Genomic DNA, 17,070 nt, shown 5'->3' with positions numbered 1-17,070 from the left:
TTGCAGGTCAGGCCTCTTGTATGGAGCTGGAACGCTCTATCACCTATGGCGAATGGAGCCATTAATCTCGGGCGAGCCCGACGCCTTCCACCTTGCCGAAGGATTGCCTTTATGTCCTTGGCGGTGTGTCCACTCTTCTTGGCAATACGTCCACTTGGCGGCTCAGCACCTCAAGCCGGTGGTCCCTGGGTGGGGCGCCGTAGGCGGTACGGAAGGCGCGGGTGAAGTCGGCGGCGCGAGGGAAGCCCCAGCTGGCGGCGATGGCGTGGATCGAAACGGTTCGCCCTGTCCTGTCATGGACCTTCTTCATCGCGCCGACCCTCAGGAACAGGGCGGCGAGCACGGCTTGCATGTTCCGCAAAGACGTTCGTGCGGGCGAAGGGCCGGCAGAGCATGAAGGTCATGGCCACCGGACGGTGACCGTCGAGGTGCTCTCCGCGTACGCAGGGATCGCCGAGGAACGGCGGTGAGCCGGTAGAGGGCGTACAGCCGGTGTTAGGTGGCGCGTTCGTGGAACCATACGGTCCCGTACGGAGTCCGAACACTCATGATCAGAACGGCCTTCCACAGCGACGACCTTCCGCCGCAGGACCGCTTTGCCGCCTTCGATGAGCTGCAGCTCAACAGCGCACACCCGCTGCAGTTTCGCCATTCGGAATCGGCGAACTTCCACGCCGTCGCGCGGGCGCTGGACCTGGCGGACATCAACGTGGTGGAGCTGACCTGCTCGCCATCTGAAGTGCGGCAGACACCTCGGCTGATTCGCGAGTGCGACCCAGATCTGTATTGTGTGCTGCTCCCACTGCATGGACGGCTCGTGGTGAGCCAGCTCGGCCGTGAAGCCGTGCTGGGCACGCAGGACTTCGCGCTGTACGACAGCCGGCATCCTTTTCAGGCACGAATCGTCGGCGACGGCGGGACGGCGTCGCTAGTGCGAGTGCAAGTGCCCCAGGCGCTCCTGCCATTGCCAAGTCGTCAGCTCGACAACATTCTTGCGGTGTCCCTCTCCGGACAGGACGGTGTCGGCGCACTGCTCACGCAGTTCCTCACCCGCCTGATCGCGGACTCCGCTTCCTATCGGGCGATAGACGTTCCCCGGCTGGCCGGTATCGCCGTCGACCTGATGACCGCGTCGCTTGCCCACTATCTCGACGACGGCGCCGCGACCCCGGACGACTCCGGCCAGCACGGCCTCCTAGTGCGCATCGAAGCGTTCGTCCAACGGCACCTGCGTGATCCGGAGCTGACGCCGCGGTCCATCGCCTCCGCCCATCACATCTCGGTCTCTTACCTGCACCGGCTGTTCGAGCAGCGCAGCACCACTGTCTCGGCTTGGATCCGCCGACAGCGCCTCGAACGAGCCCGCCGCGACCTCGCCGATCCCGCGCTGCGGTTCACTCCCGTCCATCAGATCGCGGCTCGCTGGGGATTCAACGATCACAGCACCTTTACCCGGGCCTTCCGCTCCGTCTACGACCTCCCGCCCAAGGACTACCGCTGCCACATGCTCGCACCGTCCGGCGCGGCAGCCGAATGAGGCCACGAACGCTCTTCTCCCGAGGTTCGATCCCGGCGTGGACGGATCGTCAAGACCTGTGAACTGACGATCAAAAACGAGGCCGAGGCGGAAACGTCCGTGGACGCAGCCCCGTGCGTCATCGGGCTTGTGACCACCGCGCGCGCCGAGATGGGTCAAGAGTCGGCAGTGTCCGAAGCCGGGCAGGGCGGGGCGGATCTGTGATGCCAAGCCCGTCGCCGGTGATGACGGCAAGCCGTTCGGCCGGTTCGGAGGCGTGGTCGGCGCTGGCGGCGGAGAGTGGTTGCGTCAGCGCCGCGTCGAACTCGATCGCCGCCCGGCCGGCGATCGGTAGCAACGCCAGGTAGCCGAGGGCGGCTGCTACCGCCCAGCGTGCGGGTGATGGCGCGATGGTAATCACCATGGGCCACTCGTGAAAATTTTCACAAGCTCGCCCACAGTGAAGACCACGAAGCAGGACACGGACAAATCCGATCAGCCGGAACTCGACCCGCAGCCCGCCGACCGCATCGCAGCGATCAGGCCCGGGTCTGCCTGCCTCAGAGCCACGCCGAGCGGCGCCAGCATCGCCTTCACCGCTCGTTCCTTCAGATGTATCCATGGCTGATCGGCTCCCATGAACTCGACCAGACGAGCTTTGGCGGTGCGGCCGACCCCGAAGCGTTCCCTGGTCGGTGGCCGGTCTAAACCGCAAACAGAGCGTCCCCGATCCGGTTCGTACCGGTACGACCATGAGTCTTGTCGCGTTCACAACATCGACGTTAGAGGCGAATAGGTCAGGCCAGATGGGTGTGAGCGGAGCCTTCACGGCCCCGCGTCCAACATTAACGAGGCATTGACGGGGTTGCCCGGCGCTACCGGCTGCACTCCAGGTCGGCGCAGACTGCGCTCCGCCGTCGTGACCAGCGTGGAGCGTAGCGACTGACAACGCGCCGGTGAGACCGGTGGCGGTCCATCGAGTGCCAACTGATCCCTACGTTGTTGTCGTCGAGACATTCACTCTCTGGGCTCGGTCGCGAAGGCTACGTCCAGGAGCGTCCTGGCGGCTTGCCGGGCATCGGTGAACGCGTCCGTGTCGTTGCAGGAGGCTGCCAGCGCGTTGGCGCCCTCGAAGATCACGGCGAGTTGCCTGCCGAGGCTCTCCGGGTGGGCTGCTCCGGCCTCGGCGGCTGTGGCCACCAGACGATCGCGGAAGGCCTGCTTGTGGCGCTGCGCGAGAAGGGCGACTTCCGGGAGCTCTCCGGCACCTTCGACGACGGCGTTATGGAAGGGGCAGCCGCGGAAGGGCGCCGGCGAGTCGCTCTCCATGGGGTCGAAGATCGCCAACAATCGCTGAACCGGGGTCAGGTCGCCGCGCTCCAGCACTGCTTCAGCGGCGAGCGGCTTCTCTGACTCGAACCGGCGGAGATACTCCTCCACCAGCGCGTTCTTGGTCGGGAAGTGCACATAGAAGGTCCGAGGCGAGACGTGCGCAGCCTCCATGAGTGCCGCCACCCCGGTGGCGTGGATGCCACGCGTGTAGAAGAGCTCCTCCGCCGCCTGCAGGATGCGCTCACGCGCTCTGCCAACGTCGCCGCGCGGCCGTTCGTCTGGGACAAGGTCTACCCGGGCATTCCGGCGTCCCCGGTGACCGCGGTGACGGTGCCGGACAACCGGTTCACCCTCGAAGGCAAAGACCTCGTCATCGTCGAGGCCGGGTACACCGACACCGACGCCTCCAGCGTCCTGCACGTTCCCGATCTCGGACTCGTCGTCGCCGGCGACGTCATCTACAACAGCGCCCACCCCTATCTCAGCGAGACCTCGCTCGCGGGCCTCGACCACTGGCGGCAGGCGATCGACCGGGTCGAGTCGCTGGGCGCCCGCTCCATCGTGGCCGGCCACCAGAACTCCGACCTCGACGACGACGCGGCACGCACCATCGCCGAGACGCGCGAATACCTCGACGTCGCCGAGGAACTGTTCCGCACCCAGAAGACCGCCGTCGACTACTTCAACGCGATGGTCGAACGCTACCCCGACCAGCTCGGACGCACGGTCCTGTGGGCGACGGCCCAGGCCGTGTACGGCATCCGCGAGAACCCCGGAGAAGACCCGGTCCAGTTCATCGCCGGCGGCTGGCTCTGACCGTCAGCCCAGCCACACGCGGAGGAGGCGGCGACCACCATCGCCGCCGCCTCCGCCCTGGAGGCGTTCGACTCGCTTGCGGTCGACCTTCTCGCCCAGGCCGATCCTCGGCTGGCACAGGACGTGGCCGGGGTCATCTGGCCAGGGCCTGGGTGGGGGAAAGGCGGGCAGCGCGGGCGGCCGGGTAGAGGCCGGCGATGGTGCCGATGAGGAGGGCGCCGGCCAGGCCGAGGGGCAGGGCCGTGGCCGGGATGGTGGCCTCCCAGTGTTCGTACCGGGCATAGCCGACGGTGACGAGGGTGCCGAGGGCGCAGCCGGCGAGACCGCCGAGGAGCGCGAGGGCGAGGGATTCGCCGATGAACTGGCCGGCGATGTGCCGGCGGGTCGCCCCGAGGGCGCGGCGCAGGCCGATCTCACTGCGGCGTTCGAGCACCGAGATGACCATGACGTTGGCGATGCCGATCGCGCCGACCAGGACGGCGACGGCGCCGAGGCCGAGGAAGAGGCTGTTGAAGGTCTTCTTGGCGGCGAGCCGGGCGCTGAGCGCGGCCGAGGGCTGGCTGGTGCTGACCAGGTCGGGGTGGGCGGGATTGGTGGCGGCGGCGAGGGTCTTGGCGGCCTCTCCGACGTGTTCGGGGTCAGTGCGCAGGTAGATGGTGGCGGCCGAGCCGTCGATGCGGAAGGCCCGCTCGGCTTCGGCGAAGCCGATGAGGGCGGAGCGGTCGATGTCGGGGGCCAGCTCGATGGGGGCGAGGATGCCGACGACCGTGAAGGTCTTGCCGCCGAGCGAGACCGCGGTGTCGGGGCGCAGGGTGGTGATGCCGAGGCGCTGGGCGGCCACCGCGCCGAGGACGGTGACGGGATAGTTGCCGGTGGCGGCGTTGAGGAAGACACCCTGGGCGACCTGGCCGCGCAGGACGGAGGGCAGGTTGGGACGGGCCGCCTTGATGCCGATGCCGCCGGTGATGATGGAGCCGATGTGCTTGTTGCGCAGGACGGTGCCGGAGACCGGGGCGATGCCGGACACCTGCTGGACGTACGGGGCGTTGGTGAGGGTCTGTTCGGCGGACAGCGGGAGGGTGGACTGGTCGCCGGTGAGGCTCTGGCCGGGCTGGACGGTGAGCAGGTTGGTGCCGAGCCGGTCGAGCTCGTGCTGGAGGCCTGCCGCGCTGGACTGGGAGATGCCCAGGACGCAGACGATGGCGGCGATGCCGATCGCGATGCCGAGGACGGAGAGGGCGGCCCGGAGTTTACGGGCGCCGATGCCGAGGAGCGAGACGCGGACCAGATCGGCGGCGGCGAGGCGGCTGGATCTCATGTCGGCTCCGGGTGGATGCGGCCGTCGCGGATGTGGACCTCACGGTCCATGGCGGCGGCGACGCTGGGGTCGTGGGTGATGACGATGAGAGTGGTGCCGTCGTCGTGTAGCTCGCTGAGGAGTTTGAGGACGGCGACGCCGTTGGCGGTGTCGAGGGCGCCGGTGGGCTCGTCGGCCAGTACGAGGGCGGGCCGGCCGACGAGGGCGCGGGCGATGGCGACACGTTGGCGTTCGCCGCCGGACAGCTGGGCCGGGCGGTGCCCGAGCCGGTCGCCGAGGCCCACCCGGTCCAGGACCTCGGCGGCCCGGCGGCGGCGTTCGCGCAGAGGGGTGGCGGTGTAGAGGAGGCCGTCGGCGACGTTGTCCAGCGCGGTGCGGTAGTCGAGCAGGAAGAACTGCTGGAAGACGAAACCGATGGCGGCGGCGCGCAGCCCGGCGAGCCGCCGGTCGGTCAATGCGGCGGTGTCCTGACCGTTGACGACGAGCGTGCCGGAGGTCGGGCGGTCGAGGATGCCGATGAGGTTGAGCAGTGTTGACTTGCCGGAGCCGGACGGGCCGAGGATCGCCACCTGCTCGTCGCGTTCGATGGTCAGATCGATGCCGTGCAGGACCTCGACCGGCCCCGGATAGGTCTTGCGTACGTCACGGAGCTCGATGACCGGACTCACTGCGGGATCACCACCCGGCGGCCCTCGGTGATGCCCGGGCCGGAGATCTCCACCTGGCCGGTGCCCGCGCCGTTGGTGGCGAACATGCCGGTCTTGACCGCGACTCGCTGTACGGTTCCGCCGTTGGCGACATCCACGGCGTACCCGCCGGTGGAGAGGGTGACGAGCGCGGTGACCGGTACGGCGAGGACGTTCTTGGCGCGCCGGCGGGTGAAGTCGACGGTGACCGGGGCCTGGTCCAGGCCGCCGGTGGCCTTGGGTTTGGTGAGCCGGACGGTCACCGCGATGGTGGCGTCGTTGCCGGAGTTCGAGCTCGAGTTGCCGTTGTTGTCGCCGCTGCTCTGCGCGCCGGAGGAACCGCTGCTGCTGGTGGCGGTGGTGCTGACCTGAGCGATGACGCCGGGCGTACTGCTGCCGTCCGGCAGTTCGACGGTGACCTTGTCCCCGGCGTGCGCGAGGTCGCTGTCCGGGGGCAGGTGCACGGTGGCGATGCGGGTGGTGCCGGTGATGTCGATGAGCTGGGCGCCCGCCGCGATCCGGTCACCGGGCTTGGCGTGCTGGGTGCCGATCCGGACCGCGCTCGGCAGGAACACCAGGTCGGCCAGGGTGACCTGGCCGGTCCTGGTCTTTCCGTGCGCCTTCTGCCAGCGCATGACGGCGGCCTGGGTCGCGGCGGAGAAGTGATCGTCGATGGTCATGTCGTGGTACGGGTCGTACCCGAGGGTGCGCAGGTTGCTCTCCAGCTGCTTGACGTCCTTGCCGCCGGAGACGCCCACGGCGAGGGTGCGCGACAGCGGCACGGTGCCGTAGAAGAGCCGGACCGGGTGCAGGCCGACGCCGTACAGCTTCTGATCACGAGTGACGGTGGTGCCTTCGGCGGGCTCGGCGGTGAGGACGCCGGACGCCGACGACTGGAGGGTGCGGGCCCCGTCGAAGCCGAGCGTGCCCTGCTCCTGGTCGGTCTCGACGAGTTCGGTACGGGTGACAGCGGCGGTCGTGGTGCCCGCGGACGGCCTGGGGGCGGCGGTCGCGGTGGGCTTGCCGGCGGCCGCCCACAGACCGCCGCCGACCAGTAGGGCGATGCCTCCGACGGCGCTGAGCGAAATTCCGAGGTGCCTCATGGCTACCGCCCGTTCGGCTTGGGCCGGGGCGTGACGCCGCAGGCTCGCATCGCCTTGTCAACGGCTTCCCTGTCCAGGTTCTTACTGACGTCGAACTTCGCCCCTCCGCCCGAGGGCGCCGGGGACGGGTCGGGGAAGTTCGGCACGCCGTGCTGCCGGACGCAGGCGGCCATCTTGAGCGCCTTGTCGTATTCCGCGCTGGAGTCCTTGTTCTCGTGAGTGAAGACGCCGTCCAGGTACTTGCCGCAGATCTTCATGACCTTCTGGACGATCGGGCTCTGCTTCGTGAGGCCGGGCGGCGGGCTGATGTCGACGTCGCCGTCGGCGTTCACCTTGGGGTCGGCGACGTTGGGGATGCCGTTCTTGCGGGCGCAGTCGACGAACTGGCGGGCCTTGGCCTCCTTGGCGGCCGTGCCGAGCGTCGGAGAGCTGGACACCGCCGGCCTGGAGCCGCCGGAGGCGCCCGAGCCGCAGGCGGTGGCCCCGCCGGTCACCAGGAGGGCGGCGGTGGCGAGATACAGGATTCGCATGCCGGTGAGCCTCGGGTGCGGGGCTCGGGACGGGCTCAGCTTCCGGTCAGAATCCGGTCAGACTCCTGAAGGGGCGGCAGCTCGATCCGGAACGTCGCGCCCTCGCCGGGCGCACTGGTGACCTGGACCGTGCCGCCGTGGGCTGCCACGATCGAGGCGACGATCGCCAGACCCAGCCCGGAGCCGTCGCCGTAGAAGCGGTCGAAGATGTGCGCGGCACGCTCGGCGTCCATGCCCGGCCCTTCGTCCGCCACCTCGAGGACGCCCGGCGCCGCGGTGACCATGATCGGCGTGCCCGGCGGGGTGTGCCGGCAGGCATTGGACAGCAGATTCGCGGCGACCTGCCGGAGCCGGTTCTCCTCTCCGCGGACGTACAGGCCCGCGGTGGCCTCCAACTCGATGGTCCGGTCCGGAGCCGCGAGCCGGGCGTCGTCCACCGCGTCGGCGGCGATCGTCGCGAGATCGACCCGCGTCAGGCGCAGCGGGCGGCCCTCGTCCAGTTCGGCGAGCAGCAGCAGTTCCTCCACCAACCCGGTCATCCGGGCCGCCTCGGCCTCGATCCGGCTCATCGCCCGGGCCAGGTCCTCCGGCCTGTCCTGGGCTCCGCTGCGGAACAGCTCGGCGTACCCGCGGATGGAGGTGAGCGGCGTGGACAGTTCGTGTGAGGCGTCGCCGAGGAGCCGCCGCATCCGCTGCTCGGACGCAACGAGCCGGTCGACGTACCGCTGGATCTCGCCGAGCATGGCGTTCAGCGCCAGCCCGACCCGGCCCACCTCGGTCCTGGGGTTCTTGTCGGGCACCCGCCGGGTGAGGTCGCCGCCGGAGATGGCGTCGGCGGTGGCCGCGATCCGGGCGAGCGGGCGCGCGGTGACCCGCGCCATGACCAGCGCGAGCCCGGCTCCGATCACTACGATGATCACGCCGAGGACGAGCTCGATGACGGTGAGCTCTCGTAGGACCCCGTCGACCGGGGCGGTCGGGATCGCCAGGGTCACCAGCACCGGGGTGTCACCCTCGTCCATGGTCACCGTCAGCGCCCGGTAGTCGCCCTGGCCCGTCGAGGCGGGGACCGGCTCATTCGGGGCGTCGCCGGGCCGCCCGGGTGAGAAGTCCGGGTACTCCATCCTCATCTTCGCAGCGAACTGGCGGTCGAGCAGGGTGCCGTTCTGGCTGCGGACCTCGATGACCAGACCGGGTGGGAAGAGCGCCGTGTCAGAGCCCCGCGGGATGTCGGCATCCGCCTTCTGGGGAAGCGCGAGGTCGAAGATCCGGTCCAGATCGTGCTGGTCCTTGTCGGTGGCGAGGACCTGCCGTACGGTGCCCGCCACCGCCACCAGCTGCTGGTCGAGCTGTCTCTCCAGGTCACCCGTCATCAGCCTGTTGATGCCCACGCCGAAGGCGGCGAGGCCGAGGACGAGCAGGCCGACGAGTCCGGCGAGGATGCGCAACCGTAGCGACATGCCCCCATGGTCGCCTCGCCAGCTCATAAACCACTCAGAAAAGGTGCGACAACCCCGTGATCGGGTCACCATGGCCGGGTGGTGACATCTCCGGCGCGGCTGCTCGTGGTGGACGACGAGGAGAACATTCGCGACCTGATCGCGACCAGTCTGCGCTACCAGGGCTACGAGGTGGCCACAGCGGCCGACGGCCGGTCGGCGCTGGCCCGGGCGGAGGCGTTCCGCCCCGACCTCATCGTGCTGGACGTCTCGCTGCCCGACATCGACGGCTTCCGGGTGTGCGACCGGCTGCAGGGCCTCGGACAGGCACCGCCGATCATCTTCCTGACCGCACGCCGCACGCTGGAGGACAAGCTCACGGGCCTGTCCTCCGGCGGCGACGACTACATCACCAAGCCGTTCAGCCTGCAGGAACTGCACGCCCGGGTACGGGTGGTGCTGCGCCGTACCCGGGCCGCGCCGGACGTACTCCGCCGATTGCGGGTCGGCGACCTGGAGCTGGACGTCGACACCTGTACGGTGCGCCGCGCGGACGACCAGATCACCCTCACCCCAACCGAGTTCAAGTTGCTGCGCTGCCTGATGGAGCACGCGGGCCAGGTGCTGTCCAAGGAGCAGTTGCTCGACCTGGTCTGGAACTACGACTTCGACGGCAACGCACAGGTCGTCGAGACGTACGTCTACTACCTCCGCAAGAAGCTGGACCGGACCGGCCCACCGATGATCCACACGGTCCGCGGCTTCGGCTACGCGCTGCGCGCCGGGTCATGAGGGCATCGGTTGCGTCCCAGCCGGAGGACGTGGGCGGCCACGGCGATGCCCCAGACCGCGCCGCCGATTGCGATCGTTCGTTGACTCAGCCCCTGATATGCGGCCGTCTGGGGTGCCAGCACCGCGATCAGGCCGATGATGAAGACGATTCCCAGCAGGACCGAGGGAACGGTGAAGCGACGCCACTGGGGCAGGCGCTTGAAGCGGCGGGCGAGCACGAACGGCGTGACGATCAGCACGAGGACGCATGCGAAGCCGATCGCACTGTGCAGCTGCGCATGCCAGGAAGTGGTCGCGCGGGCCTGGTCGCAGCCGTCGGCGGCCCGGCAGTCGAGCCGGAACGCCGCGTCGGTCAGGTCTTGAATCCCCGAGAGTGCGGCCAGCCAGGGGCCGGATCGGCCGGCTCGCCCGTCGTACGCGAGTGACGGACGCAGCCCGAACAGTACGAAGGCGATACTTCCGGCGCCGGCGAGCGCCTGCGGGATGAGGAACGCCCACGCGTGCGGGGCGGTGAGGGCTCCCATGTCGCTGATGTCATCGTGCACCGGGCTGTAGGCGGGGCCCTGCCATGTGCCGGCCACCAGCCACGTGCACACGGCGACGATTTCCGAGATCAGGCCGATCAATCCCCATCGGGCGAGGGTGCGGGACGTGGGTCGCGCGGCCGTGCTGCGGGACGCGGGTCGTATGCCGGTCATGGTGCGCCTTCCCTTCACGAGCCCGACGGGGCCGTCGTCGGCGGGACGTCGTCCGGGTGTGCGGACTGTTGCCGAACCTTCGGCGTGGTTCGGATGCGTCGGGCGTGGCGGGCCCGCCGCTCGGACCCGTCGGCGAAGAACCGGACCAGGGTTTCCAGCTCGGATACGGAATAGCGGTCAAGCTCGGCGGTGGCCTCGGCCGCGAACGGTTTGAAGATCTCGGCGACGCGGGTGAGGAGTTCGGGCGTGAGCTGCACGAGGAAGCGGCGCCGATCGTTGGTGTCCCGGGTTCTGCAGGCGTATCCGGCCCTTTCCAGGCGGTCGAGTGCCGTCGTCATCGCCGACTGGCTGAGACCTGCGTGTTCGGCCAGCTCGGTCAGGCTCAGTGGCCGGTCAAGGAGGAGGTCGACGCATCGAAGATCGGTTCGGTTGAGCCCCAGCCGTTCGGCGACGGCCTGGTCAAAGACGTCGATCTCGCGCTGGTAGCGCCGGATCGCGGCGCTCAACCTGGCGACCGTGATCTCTCTGTCTGACATAACTCCGACTATAGGATATTCCGAAAATCGAAGCAGTAGCCAATGTGGGTTGACGGACGGTGAGTGTGGGCATCCGCCGGCTTGACGACGGTCGGGTGTCAGTCGCCGGCGTCGGCGCGGGCTCGAAGGAGGGCGATGGCCTCGTCCACGCGGCCGTAGTCGGCAAGAAGCCTGGGAAGGCGCAAGGCGGCGTTCCAGTCGCCGGCGTCGGCGCGAGCGCGCAGGATCTGGACCGCTTCGTCGAGGCGGCCGTCTCTGGCGAGGAATCTGGGCAGGCGCACGGCCTCGGGGCCACTCTGGGTGCCGGTACGCCAAGAGGCGATCGTCTCGGCGAGGCGACCCTGCTCGGCGAGCAGGTCGTACAGCCGGTCGGTGGCGAGGTCGTCGCCGGGATCGGCGAAGTCGCGAAGGAGCTCGACGGCCTCGTCGAGGTCTCCGCGTTCGGCGAACAGGTCGGCGATCGGTGCCATGTTCATTTGGGCGGCGCGTGTCCGCGAGGTCGACGACCCACCGGTACCGCTGTGGCGGTGAGTGGCCGTGATGTCACCGTCCGGGCCGAGATCCAGAGAGTCCAGCCGCCGGCCCGCGGACTGGTCACCGGCGTCGGCGCGGGCGCGGAGTTCCTCGAAGCGGCCGTGCTGGACGAGTACGTCGTCCAGGTGCCGGGCGGCGTTCCAGCGTTCTTGAACGGCCGCCGGGTTCTCGGCGGCCACGTCGGCCTGGGTGCGAAGGATCGACAGGGCCTCGTCCAGGTGGCCTTGGTCGAGGAACAGATCGGCCAGCCGCCGGCCCGCGACCTGGTCGCCGGCATCAGCGCGGATGCGGAGTTCCTCGAGGCGGCCGTGTTCAACGAGCAGGTCGGCGAGTTTTCGGGCGGCGGTCTGGTCGCCGGTACCGACGCGGGTCCCGCGTACCCGGGCGCCGAGGTGGTCCTGGAGGAGGGCGTGGCGGAACTGCCACGCGGTTCCGGCCTGGCGGAGCGTGCCGCGATGGTGGGCGTCGTCGAGGAAGACCCACAACCGCCAGGGCAGGTGGCCGCGGGCGGCGAGGCGGAGGTGGGCGAGGCGGTACCGGGTCCAGGTCCACAGGCCGGCCCCGAAAGCGGCGGCCGCACCGTAGACCAGCGCGGCGGTCGTGGCCGCGAGGAGCGGACCCGGCGCTCCTGGGACGAGCGCCGCCACCGCGGCGAAGATCGTCGCAGCGATCACGGCGTGCTGCAGCGCCGCCGCGAGGGCGTTACGGCGGTTGGCGTGCAGGGTCAGGCGGGGTGTGGCGCGTCGCGGCCGTGCGGGGAGCGACCAGGCGGGGATGAACTGGACGGCCAGCCCGTACAGCAGACCGCCGGCGAGCCCGGCCCACGACGGGCTGGGCAACAGCCCGAACCCCCCGCCGAAGAGCAGGCACCGGTAGCCGCGACGACTGCGCCGGGGAAGAGCCAGCGGTTCGTAAGGCGGGTAGCCGCCGGGCCACAACCACCTCAACGCTCCGGTCGCGCTGATTCCGACGACCGCCTCACCCAGCACGGCCGCCCCGAGTGCGAAGCCGGGTCCGACGAGCAGGGCCGCTCCCAGCCCGGCCGCCAGGCCTGCGGCGAGGACGGCGAGGACGGTGACCGTGACCTCGGTACGGGCCGGGCGGCGTGACATGAGGCCGGGGCCGAGTTGCCACCACCACAGGTCGCGGGTACCGGCCCGGTCCAGGTGAGCGGCCAGGCAGGTCAGCCACCGGGTGGCCTTGGCGGGGTCATAGGAGCGCAGGGAACCGGTCGGCGGGCCGGGCTGGTAGGCGCTGTTGACGAAACCGTCGAGCAGTGCGCCGGTGACCGTCCTTCGGTCGGGCAGGCTGAGCAGGGTGGCGGGGTCGGTGGCGGGGTCCTGGAAGCCGGTACGGGCCAGCGCCACCATCAGCGGCGTTGACAGCGCCCGGGCCAGAACCCCGTCGGGGTGCGCGCGCAGATGATCGAACACCGGCTTCCACCGGGACCGCGAGGGCGCGGGGTGGGACAAGAATGCGATCACACGGTCGACGTCGGTCGGTTCGATCTCCACGACGGCGGCGCGGGACACGACCGTGCCGCTGCGGGTCACGGCCTGTTCGTACTCGTGGCTGCGGCAGGTCACCACCAGCGGTCTGCCCGCGGCGGCGAATCTGTCGAGCGCGTCGACGGCGGCGCCATGCCGGCCGTCGGCGATCTCGTCCAGACCGTCGAGGACCGGCAGCAACCGGCCCGAGGCCAGCAGCGTTCCCGCGAGGTCCCCGTCGGTGCCGGATTCGGCCAGGAACCCGTACTCCTCGCGGAGCCTGCGGGTGATGAACTCCTCCGCGTGCTCGACGTTCGGATTCCAGGACGCGATGGGCAGCAGAACCGGCACCGGGTCGCCCGGCACCTGTTGTTCGATCAGGCCGAGAGTCAGCTGCATCGCCATTACGGTCTTGCCGGCTCCGGCCTCGCCGAGGATCACGAGCTGGGCGTGGGGCAGGGACGTGAACGCGGCGACGATCCCGTTCAAGTCGCCTTCCAGCGGTACCTCCCGCCAGTCGGTCCCGCCGGCGTCATCGAGTACGGCATCCCGGCCGGCCGCGACGGGCCGACCGGTGGAGGACCACCGGACCCACAGGGGCAGCGGCTGGCGCACCCGCCGGAACACCGCCTCCTCCAGCCACTGCCGGCGTACCTCCTGGGCGAGCACGCCCACGACCTCGTCCAGGTCCACGGCCGCGGCGGCTACGGCGCGGTCCGCACGCCGCTGGAGGTACTCCACGATGACGGCGGTCAAGGCCAGCAGTCCGGTGGCCGTCCAGACCAGCCATGGCCACCATCGCCCGGCGACCTGCACCGTGTTGGTCGCCAGGTTGCCGATCAGCGCCAGCGCCAACCCAACGGACAGAGCCGTCACCGGTGATGGCCGCCATCCGGGACGGCGTCGTCCTGCCCGCACACGCAACATCGAATCACCACCAGGGACTCCGCAGAAGCCGAAACCCGACGAACCCGGCCTTCTCTGCCGTGCAGCCCCGCAGGTCCCGACCGCGTGGTGCTGGTTTTGTCGGCGGTGCGGGCAATCATCGGCGGCATGTGCAAGGACGACCGGCCCGCATTGAGGTGCCCGAGCTGTCACGCGTCCCTCGTGCTCGCCGCCACCGGCGGCAGCGCACCGCCGGGTCTGACCCTCCCGGATCCGCCGTCCCCACCGCCGGTGCATGAGGTACTGGCCCAGTACGCGGGCCGGGTCGTCGATCCGGCGACCGCCCGCAGCGGTGCCGCCCAGGCTCGCGCCGGCTTGGCCGCGGCCCGCAGCGCGGAGGCCGAGCGTCGCGCCCGACAGGCTGAGGCCCGGCGTGCCGCCCCCGATGTCCGAGGCGTTCCGCACCGGGCGGCGTGACGATACGGAACTGAATCACCTCACGTCGACGTAGTCCCCCGGGTAGAACCGATCCGTGGTCATCTGAACGACGCCATTCGGCCCCATGGCGTTGACCTCTGGGAGAACACGATTTGATCACCGTCGGCGCCAGGGCGGTGGCATGTCTGCGCCGGACGATGTCAATCCCGAGGTTTGGGGATACCTCCGCGCCCGTCGCCTGCGCCACTCTCAGTGAGCGGCCGAGAGGTACGGCGGCGAAGGCGGGGGATTTCTGTGCAGCGCATCAACGACTACGACCGGTTCTACGTCGCCGATCCGGATTTCTTCGAGGTCCCGGACAGGATTCCCGATGGGGACACCCGTCTCTCTTTCTTCTCGGCGGATGTGCCCGCGGGCTGGCGGCGCGCGGAGAACGGGTGGTGGGTTCGGCTGAGTCCGTCCGCCGAGGCAGGGCCCGAACAGGGGTGGATGATTCATGTTTCGGTCGCCGAGCATCTGGTCGAGCGCACGGTCGAGATCGTGGGCGGGTACTGCCTGAATCACTCGATCGGATTCGAGGGCATCCGCAGCCGACGGGCCGCCCGCGCGCTGAATGCCAAGCGCGCCGACCGCCGGCGAAGCGGCCGGCTGATGACACTTTTCCCGGCGGACGAAGCGCGGTTCACGACCGCACTGCTCGACCTGGACACCCTTTTGAAAGGACAGCCGGGCCCCTATGCGCTGGGCGCGCTGCGGCACGGCTCCGGCCCGCTCTATTGCCGATACGGCTCATTCGCTCCGGCCACCGAGACCGACGAGCACGGCGAACCGGTGAGCAGACTCCGCTGCCCGGACGGCCGGCTGGTCGTGGAGGACAGCGCTCCGGTGTTCCGTCCGCCCGACTGGGTCTCCGTCCCGGAGGTGCTGGACGCGGATCTGCGAGCGATGCGCGAAACGGTCCAGGGCGGGCTCCCGTACCGCATCGAGCGCGCCCTGGCGATCACCAACGCGGGCGGCACGTACGTGGCCGCGGATCGGCTGACCGGCGCGCGGGTCGTCCTGCGTGAGGCCCGGCCGTACGCGGGCCTCGACGAGCGCGGCGAGGACGCGGTGACCCGGCTCGACCGGCATCGCGCGGCGCTGGAGCGGGCCGCCGGCCTGGACTACGTGCCGGAGCTGCTCGAATGCCGCACCTTCGGGGAACACCGGTTCCTGGTCGAGGAGTTCGTCGAAGGCGTGCCGCTGAGCCTTTCGATGCTCGCCGGCCTGCCGTTGCTCACTCACCAAGAGGCCGTACGCGATTCCGGGGACGTCGCCACGTACACGAAATGGGCGATGGACGTCCTGGACCAGCTGCGGGACGCGGTGGACGGGCTGCTCGGCCGCGGGATCCGGCTGGGCGAGCTCGATCCCGAGAACGTCGTGGTCCGTCCGGACGGGCGCGTCGCACTGGTCGATCTCGAATCGGCGACATCGCTCGACGACGACCGTGCTCCGGCGGCCGACGACCCGCAGTTCTGCGTCCCCGCGGGTGTCCGCGGAGCCGCGGCGCACGACCATCTGATCAACCGGCTGCGGCTGTGGCTGTTCCTCCCACTGCCATACCACGAGCGGGCCAAGGTGCGGACGCTGTCCGAGGCCGTCACCCGGCATTACCCGGTGCCGCCCGATTTCGGCGCGAACCTGGTGCGCGTACTGGGGTGCTCCGACCCCGACTCCGCCGGGGATGCGCTGGACCGGCCAGAGGCGAACTGGCCGGAGATCCGAGACTCTCTCATCCGCGGCATCCACGCGGTCGCGACCCCGCATCGGCGGGACCGGCTGTTCCCGGGGACGCCGACGACGCCGACGACGATCGGCGGCCATCCGCTCGGGTACGGGGCGGCGGGGGTTCTCTACGCCCTTGGCCAGGCGGGTGCCGAGATTCCGGAGGAGTACGTCGGGTGGCTGGCGAAGGCGGCCCTCGACGATCCGGCTCCCCTGCCGGGCCTCTACGACGGGCTGCACGGCGTGGCGTTCGTCCTCGACCACCTCGGTCACCGCGAGACGGCACTCACCGTGCTCGACCGTTCCCGGCCGCTGGATGAGACGGCGCGTTCGGCCGATCTCAATGGCGGCCTGGCGGGCATCGCGCTGAACCTTCTCCACTTCGCCCGGGTCACCGGCGACGAGGAGATGCTGGCACGCGCCGTACACCTCGGCGACGACCTCGCCGTACGCGTCCGGGACGGGCTCCCGGCGACCCCCGGCGGGCCGGAGCCGTACGGCCTGCTGCACGGCCCGACCGGGCCGGCCCTGCTCTTTCAGCACCTGTACGCGCACACCGGCGAGCCCCGCTACCTGGACCTGGCCGACACGGCCCTGCGGCACGACCTCGACCGGTGCGTGACCCGTCCCGACGGGACGGTGCACCTGTTCGACGGCACCCGCTACCTGACGTACCTGCACGGCGGGAGCAACGGCCTGGCCTTCGTCCTGCGGAACCAGCTCCGGCACCGTCCGGCACCCGACCTGCGAGCGGCGCTCGACGGCATCAGGCGTGCGTGCCAGCCGGCCTGCGTCCACAACGCGGGGCTGTTCCGCGGCCGCGCCGGCATGATCGCGACGCTGGCCGAGCTCGGCTTCGCCGAGGACGGCCCGGCCATCAGGGACCAGGTCCGCCGCCTCGCCTGGCACGCCCGGCGGCGCCACGGACACCTGGTCTTCCCAGGCTTCCGCATGCGCCGGTTGGCCATGGATCTGGCAACCGGATCCGCGGGCGTTCTGCTCGCCCTGGGCGCCGCGTTCGGGGAACGTACGGGGGTCCTTCCCCACCTCGATTCGCGGACGGCCACGACCGATCCCCCGGAGGGAGGGAGGTGAGAACCATGGAACAGATCCTCGCCTTGCAGGACATGCAGGAGGACACCGTTTCGGTGCCGTCGAACTGCGTGAGCTGGACGTCGAGCAACACGGCCTTC

Annotated in this window: 16 protein-coding genes; 6 read left to right on the top strand and 10 right to left on the bottom strand. The window is 70.1% G+C overall.

Annotation, left to right across the window (positions count from 1 at the left end; translation table 11 throughout):
• Positions 1–221: 221 nt before the first annotated feature.
• The gene (locus tag ABEA24_RS28845; protein ID WP_345434289.1) at positions 222–470 is read left to right on the top strand and encodes a hypothetical protein; all 249 of its coding nucleotides are present in this window, start codon (positions 222–224) and stop codon (positions 468–470) included.
• 77 nt (positions 471–547) lie between these two features.
• Positions 548–1,537, top strand: a complete 990-nt coding sequence (locus tag ABEA24_RS28840; RefSeq protein ID WP_345434288.1) for an AraC-like ligand-binding domain-containing protein — start codon at positions 548–550, stop codon at positions 1,535–1,537.
• Positions 1,538–2,011: 474 nt separating this feature from the next.
• Here ABEA24_RS28840 and ABEA24_RS53720 read toward each other — a convergent pair whose 3' ends face one another.
• Together ABEA24_RS53720 and ABEA24_RS28830 are read right to left on the bottom strand one after the other, a co-directional pair.
• Positions 2,012–2,155 carry a hypothetical protein gene (locus ABEA24_RS53720; protein WP_425551243.1) on the bottom strand — a complete coding sequence of 48 codons (144 nt, stop codon included), beginning with the start codon at positions 2,153–2,155 and terminating at the stop codon, positions 2,012–2,014.
• A gap of 378 nt (positions 2,156–2,533) precedes the next feature.
• Positions 2,534–3,031 carry a TetR/AcrR family transcriptional regulator gene (locus ABEA24_RS28830; RefSeq protein ID WP_345434286.1) on the bottom strand — a complete coding sequence of 166 codons (498 nt, stop codon included), beginning with the start codon at positions 3,029–3,031 and terminating at the stop codon, positions 2,534–2,536.
• Positions 3,032–3,040: 9 nt separating this feature from the next.
• Here ABEA24_RS28830 and ABEA24_RS28825 point away from each other — a divergent pair, with 9 nt between their 5' ends.
• Complete coding sequence (locus tag ABEA24_RS28825; protein ID WP_345434285.1) at positions 3,041–3,664, top strand: MBL fold metallo-hydrolase; 624 nt, start codon at positions 3,041–3,043, stop codon at positions 3,662–3,664.
• A gap of 133 nt (positions 3,665–3,797) precedes the next feature.
• Here ABEA24_RS28825 and ABEA24_RS28820 read toward each other — a convergent pair whose 3' ends face one another.
• The 5 genes from ABEA24_RS28820 to ABEA24_RS28800 are packed head-to-tail and all read right to left on the bottom strand — an operon-like array spanning position 3,798 to position 8,761.
• A complete protein-coding gene (locus ABEA24_RS28820) occupies positions 3,798–4,982 on the bottom strand; it encodes an ABC transporter permease (RefSeq protein WP_345434284.1) in 1,185 nt (394 codons plus the stop codon).
• Positions 4,979–5,650, bottom strand: coding sequence for an ABC transporter ATP-binding protein (locus tag ABEA24_RS28815; protein WP_345434283.1), 672 nt, complete (start codon positions 5,648–5,650; stop codon positions 4,979–4,981). Before ABEA24_RS28815 ends, ABEA24_RS28820 begins: the two co-directional genes overlap by 4 nt.
• Positions 5,647–6,771 carry a peptidoglycan-binding protein gene (locus tag ABEA24_RS28810; RefSeq protein WP_345434282.1) on the bottom strand — a complete coding sequence of 375 codons (1,125 nt, stop codon included), beginning with the start codon at positions 6,769–6,771 and terminating at the stop codon, positions 5,647–5,649. Before ABEA24_RS28810 ends, ABEA24_RS28815 begins: the two co-directional genes overlap by 4 nt.
• 2 nt (positions 6,772–6,773) lie before the next feature.
• Positions 6,774–7,301 carry a hypothetical protein gene (locus ABEA24_RS28805; protein WP_345434281.1) on the bottom strand — a complete coding sequence of 176 codons (528 nt, stop codon included), beginning with the start codon at positions 7,299–7,301 and terminating at the stop codon, positions 6,774–6,776.
• Between the two features lie 35 nt (positions 7,302–7,336).
• A complete protein-coding gene (locus ABEA24_RS28800; protein ID WP_345434280.1) occupies positions 7,337–8,761 on the bottom strand; it encodes a sensor histidine kinase in 1,425 nt (474 codons plus the stop codon).
• 78 nt (positions 8,762–8,839) lie between these two features.
• On the opposite strand from ABEA24_RS28800, the gene ABEA24_RS28795 reads away from it, so the two are divergent.
• Entirely contained in the window at positions 8,840–9,532 is a 693-nt protein-coding gene (locus tag ABEA24_RS28795) for a response regulator transcription factor (protein ID WP_345434279.1), read from the top strand.
• On the opposite strand, the gene ABEA24_RS28790 is transcribed toward ABEA24_RS28795, so the two are convergent.
• The 3 genes from ABEA24_RS28790 to ABEA24_RS28780 form a co-directional block, all read right to left on the bottom strand.
• Positions 9,508–10,230, bottom strand: a complete 723-nt coding sequence (locus tag ABEA24_RS28790) for a DUF998 domain-containing protein (protein ID WP_345434278.1) — start codon at positions 10,228–10,230, stop codon at positions 9,508–9,510. The two genes, ABEA24_RS28795 and ABEA24_RS28790, sit on opposite strands and share 25 nt — an antisense overlap.
• A gap of 14 nt (positions 10,231–10,244) precedes the next feature.
• Positions 10,245–10,766, bottom strand: coding sequence for a MarR family winged helix-turn-helix transcriptional regulator (locus ABEA24_RS28785; protein ID WP_345434277.1), 522 nt, complete (start codon positions 10,764–10,766; stop codon positions 10,245–10,247).
• A gap of 98 nt (positions 10,767–10,864) precedes the next feature.
• Positions 10,865–13,663: a tetratricopeptide repeat protein gene (locus ABEA24_RS28780; RefSeq protein WP_345434276.1), complete on the bottom strand. Its 2,799-nt coding sequence runs from the start codon at positions 13,661–13,663 to the stop codon at positions 10,865–10,867.
• A gap of 177 nt (positions 13,664–13,840) precedes the next feature.
• Here ABEA24_RS28780 and ABEA24_RS28775 point away from each other — a divergent pair, with 177 nt between their 5' ends.
• Entirely contained in the window at positions 13,841–14,149 is a 309-nt protein-coding gene (locus ABEA24_RS28775; protein WP_345434275.1) for a hypothetical protein, read from the top strand.
• A 255-nt stretch (positions 14,150–14,404) separates the two neighbouring features.
• Complete coding sequence (gene lanKC, locus ABEA24_RS28770) at positions 14,405–16,972, top strand: class III lanthionine synthetase LanKC (protein WP_345434274.1); 2,568 nt, start codon at positions 14,405–14,407, stop codon at positions 16,970–16,972.
• Positions 16,973–17,070 lie beyond the last annotated feature (98 nt).

It is taken from the genome of Actinoallomurus vinaceus (assembly GCF_039542055.1).
GTDB lineage: Bacteria > Actinomycetota > Actinomycetes > Streptosporangiales > Streptosporangiaceae > Actinoallomurus > Actinoallomurus vinaceus.
This window is presented reverse-complemented; position numbering and strand designations above follow the sequence as displayed.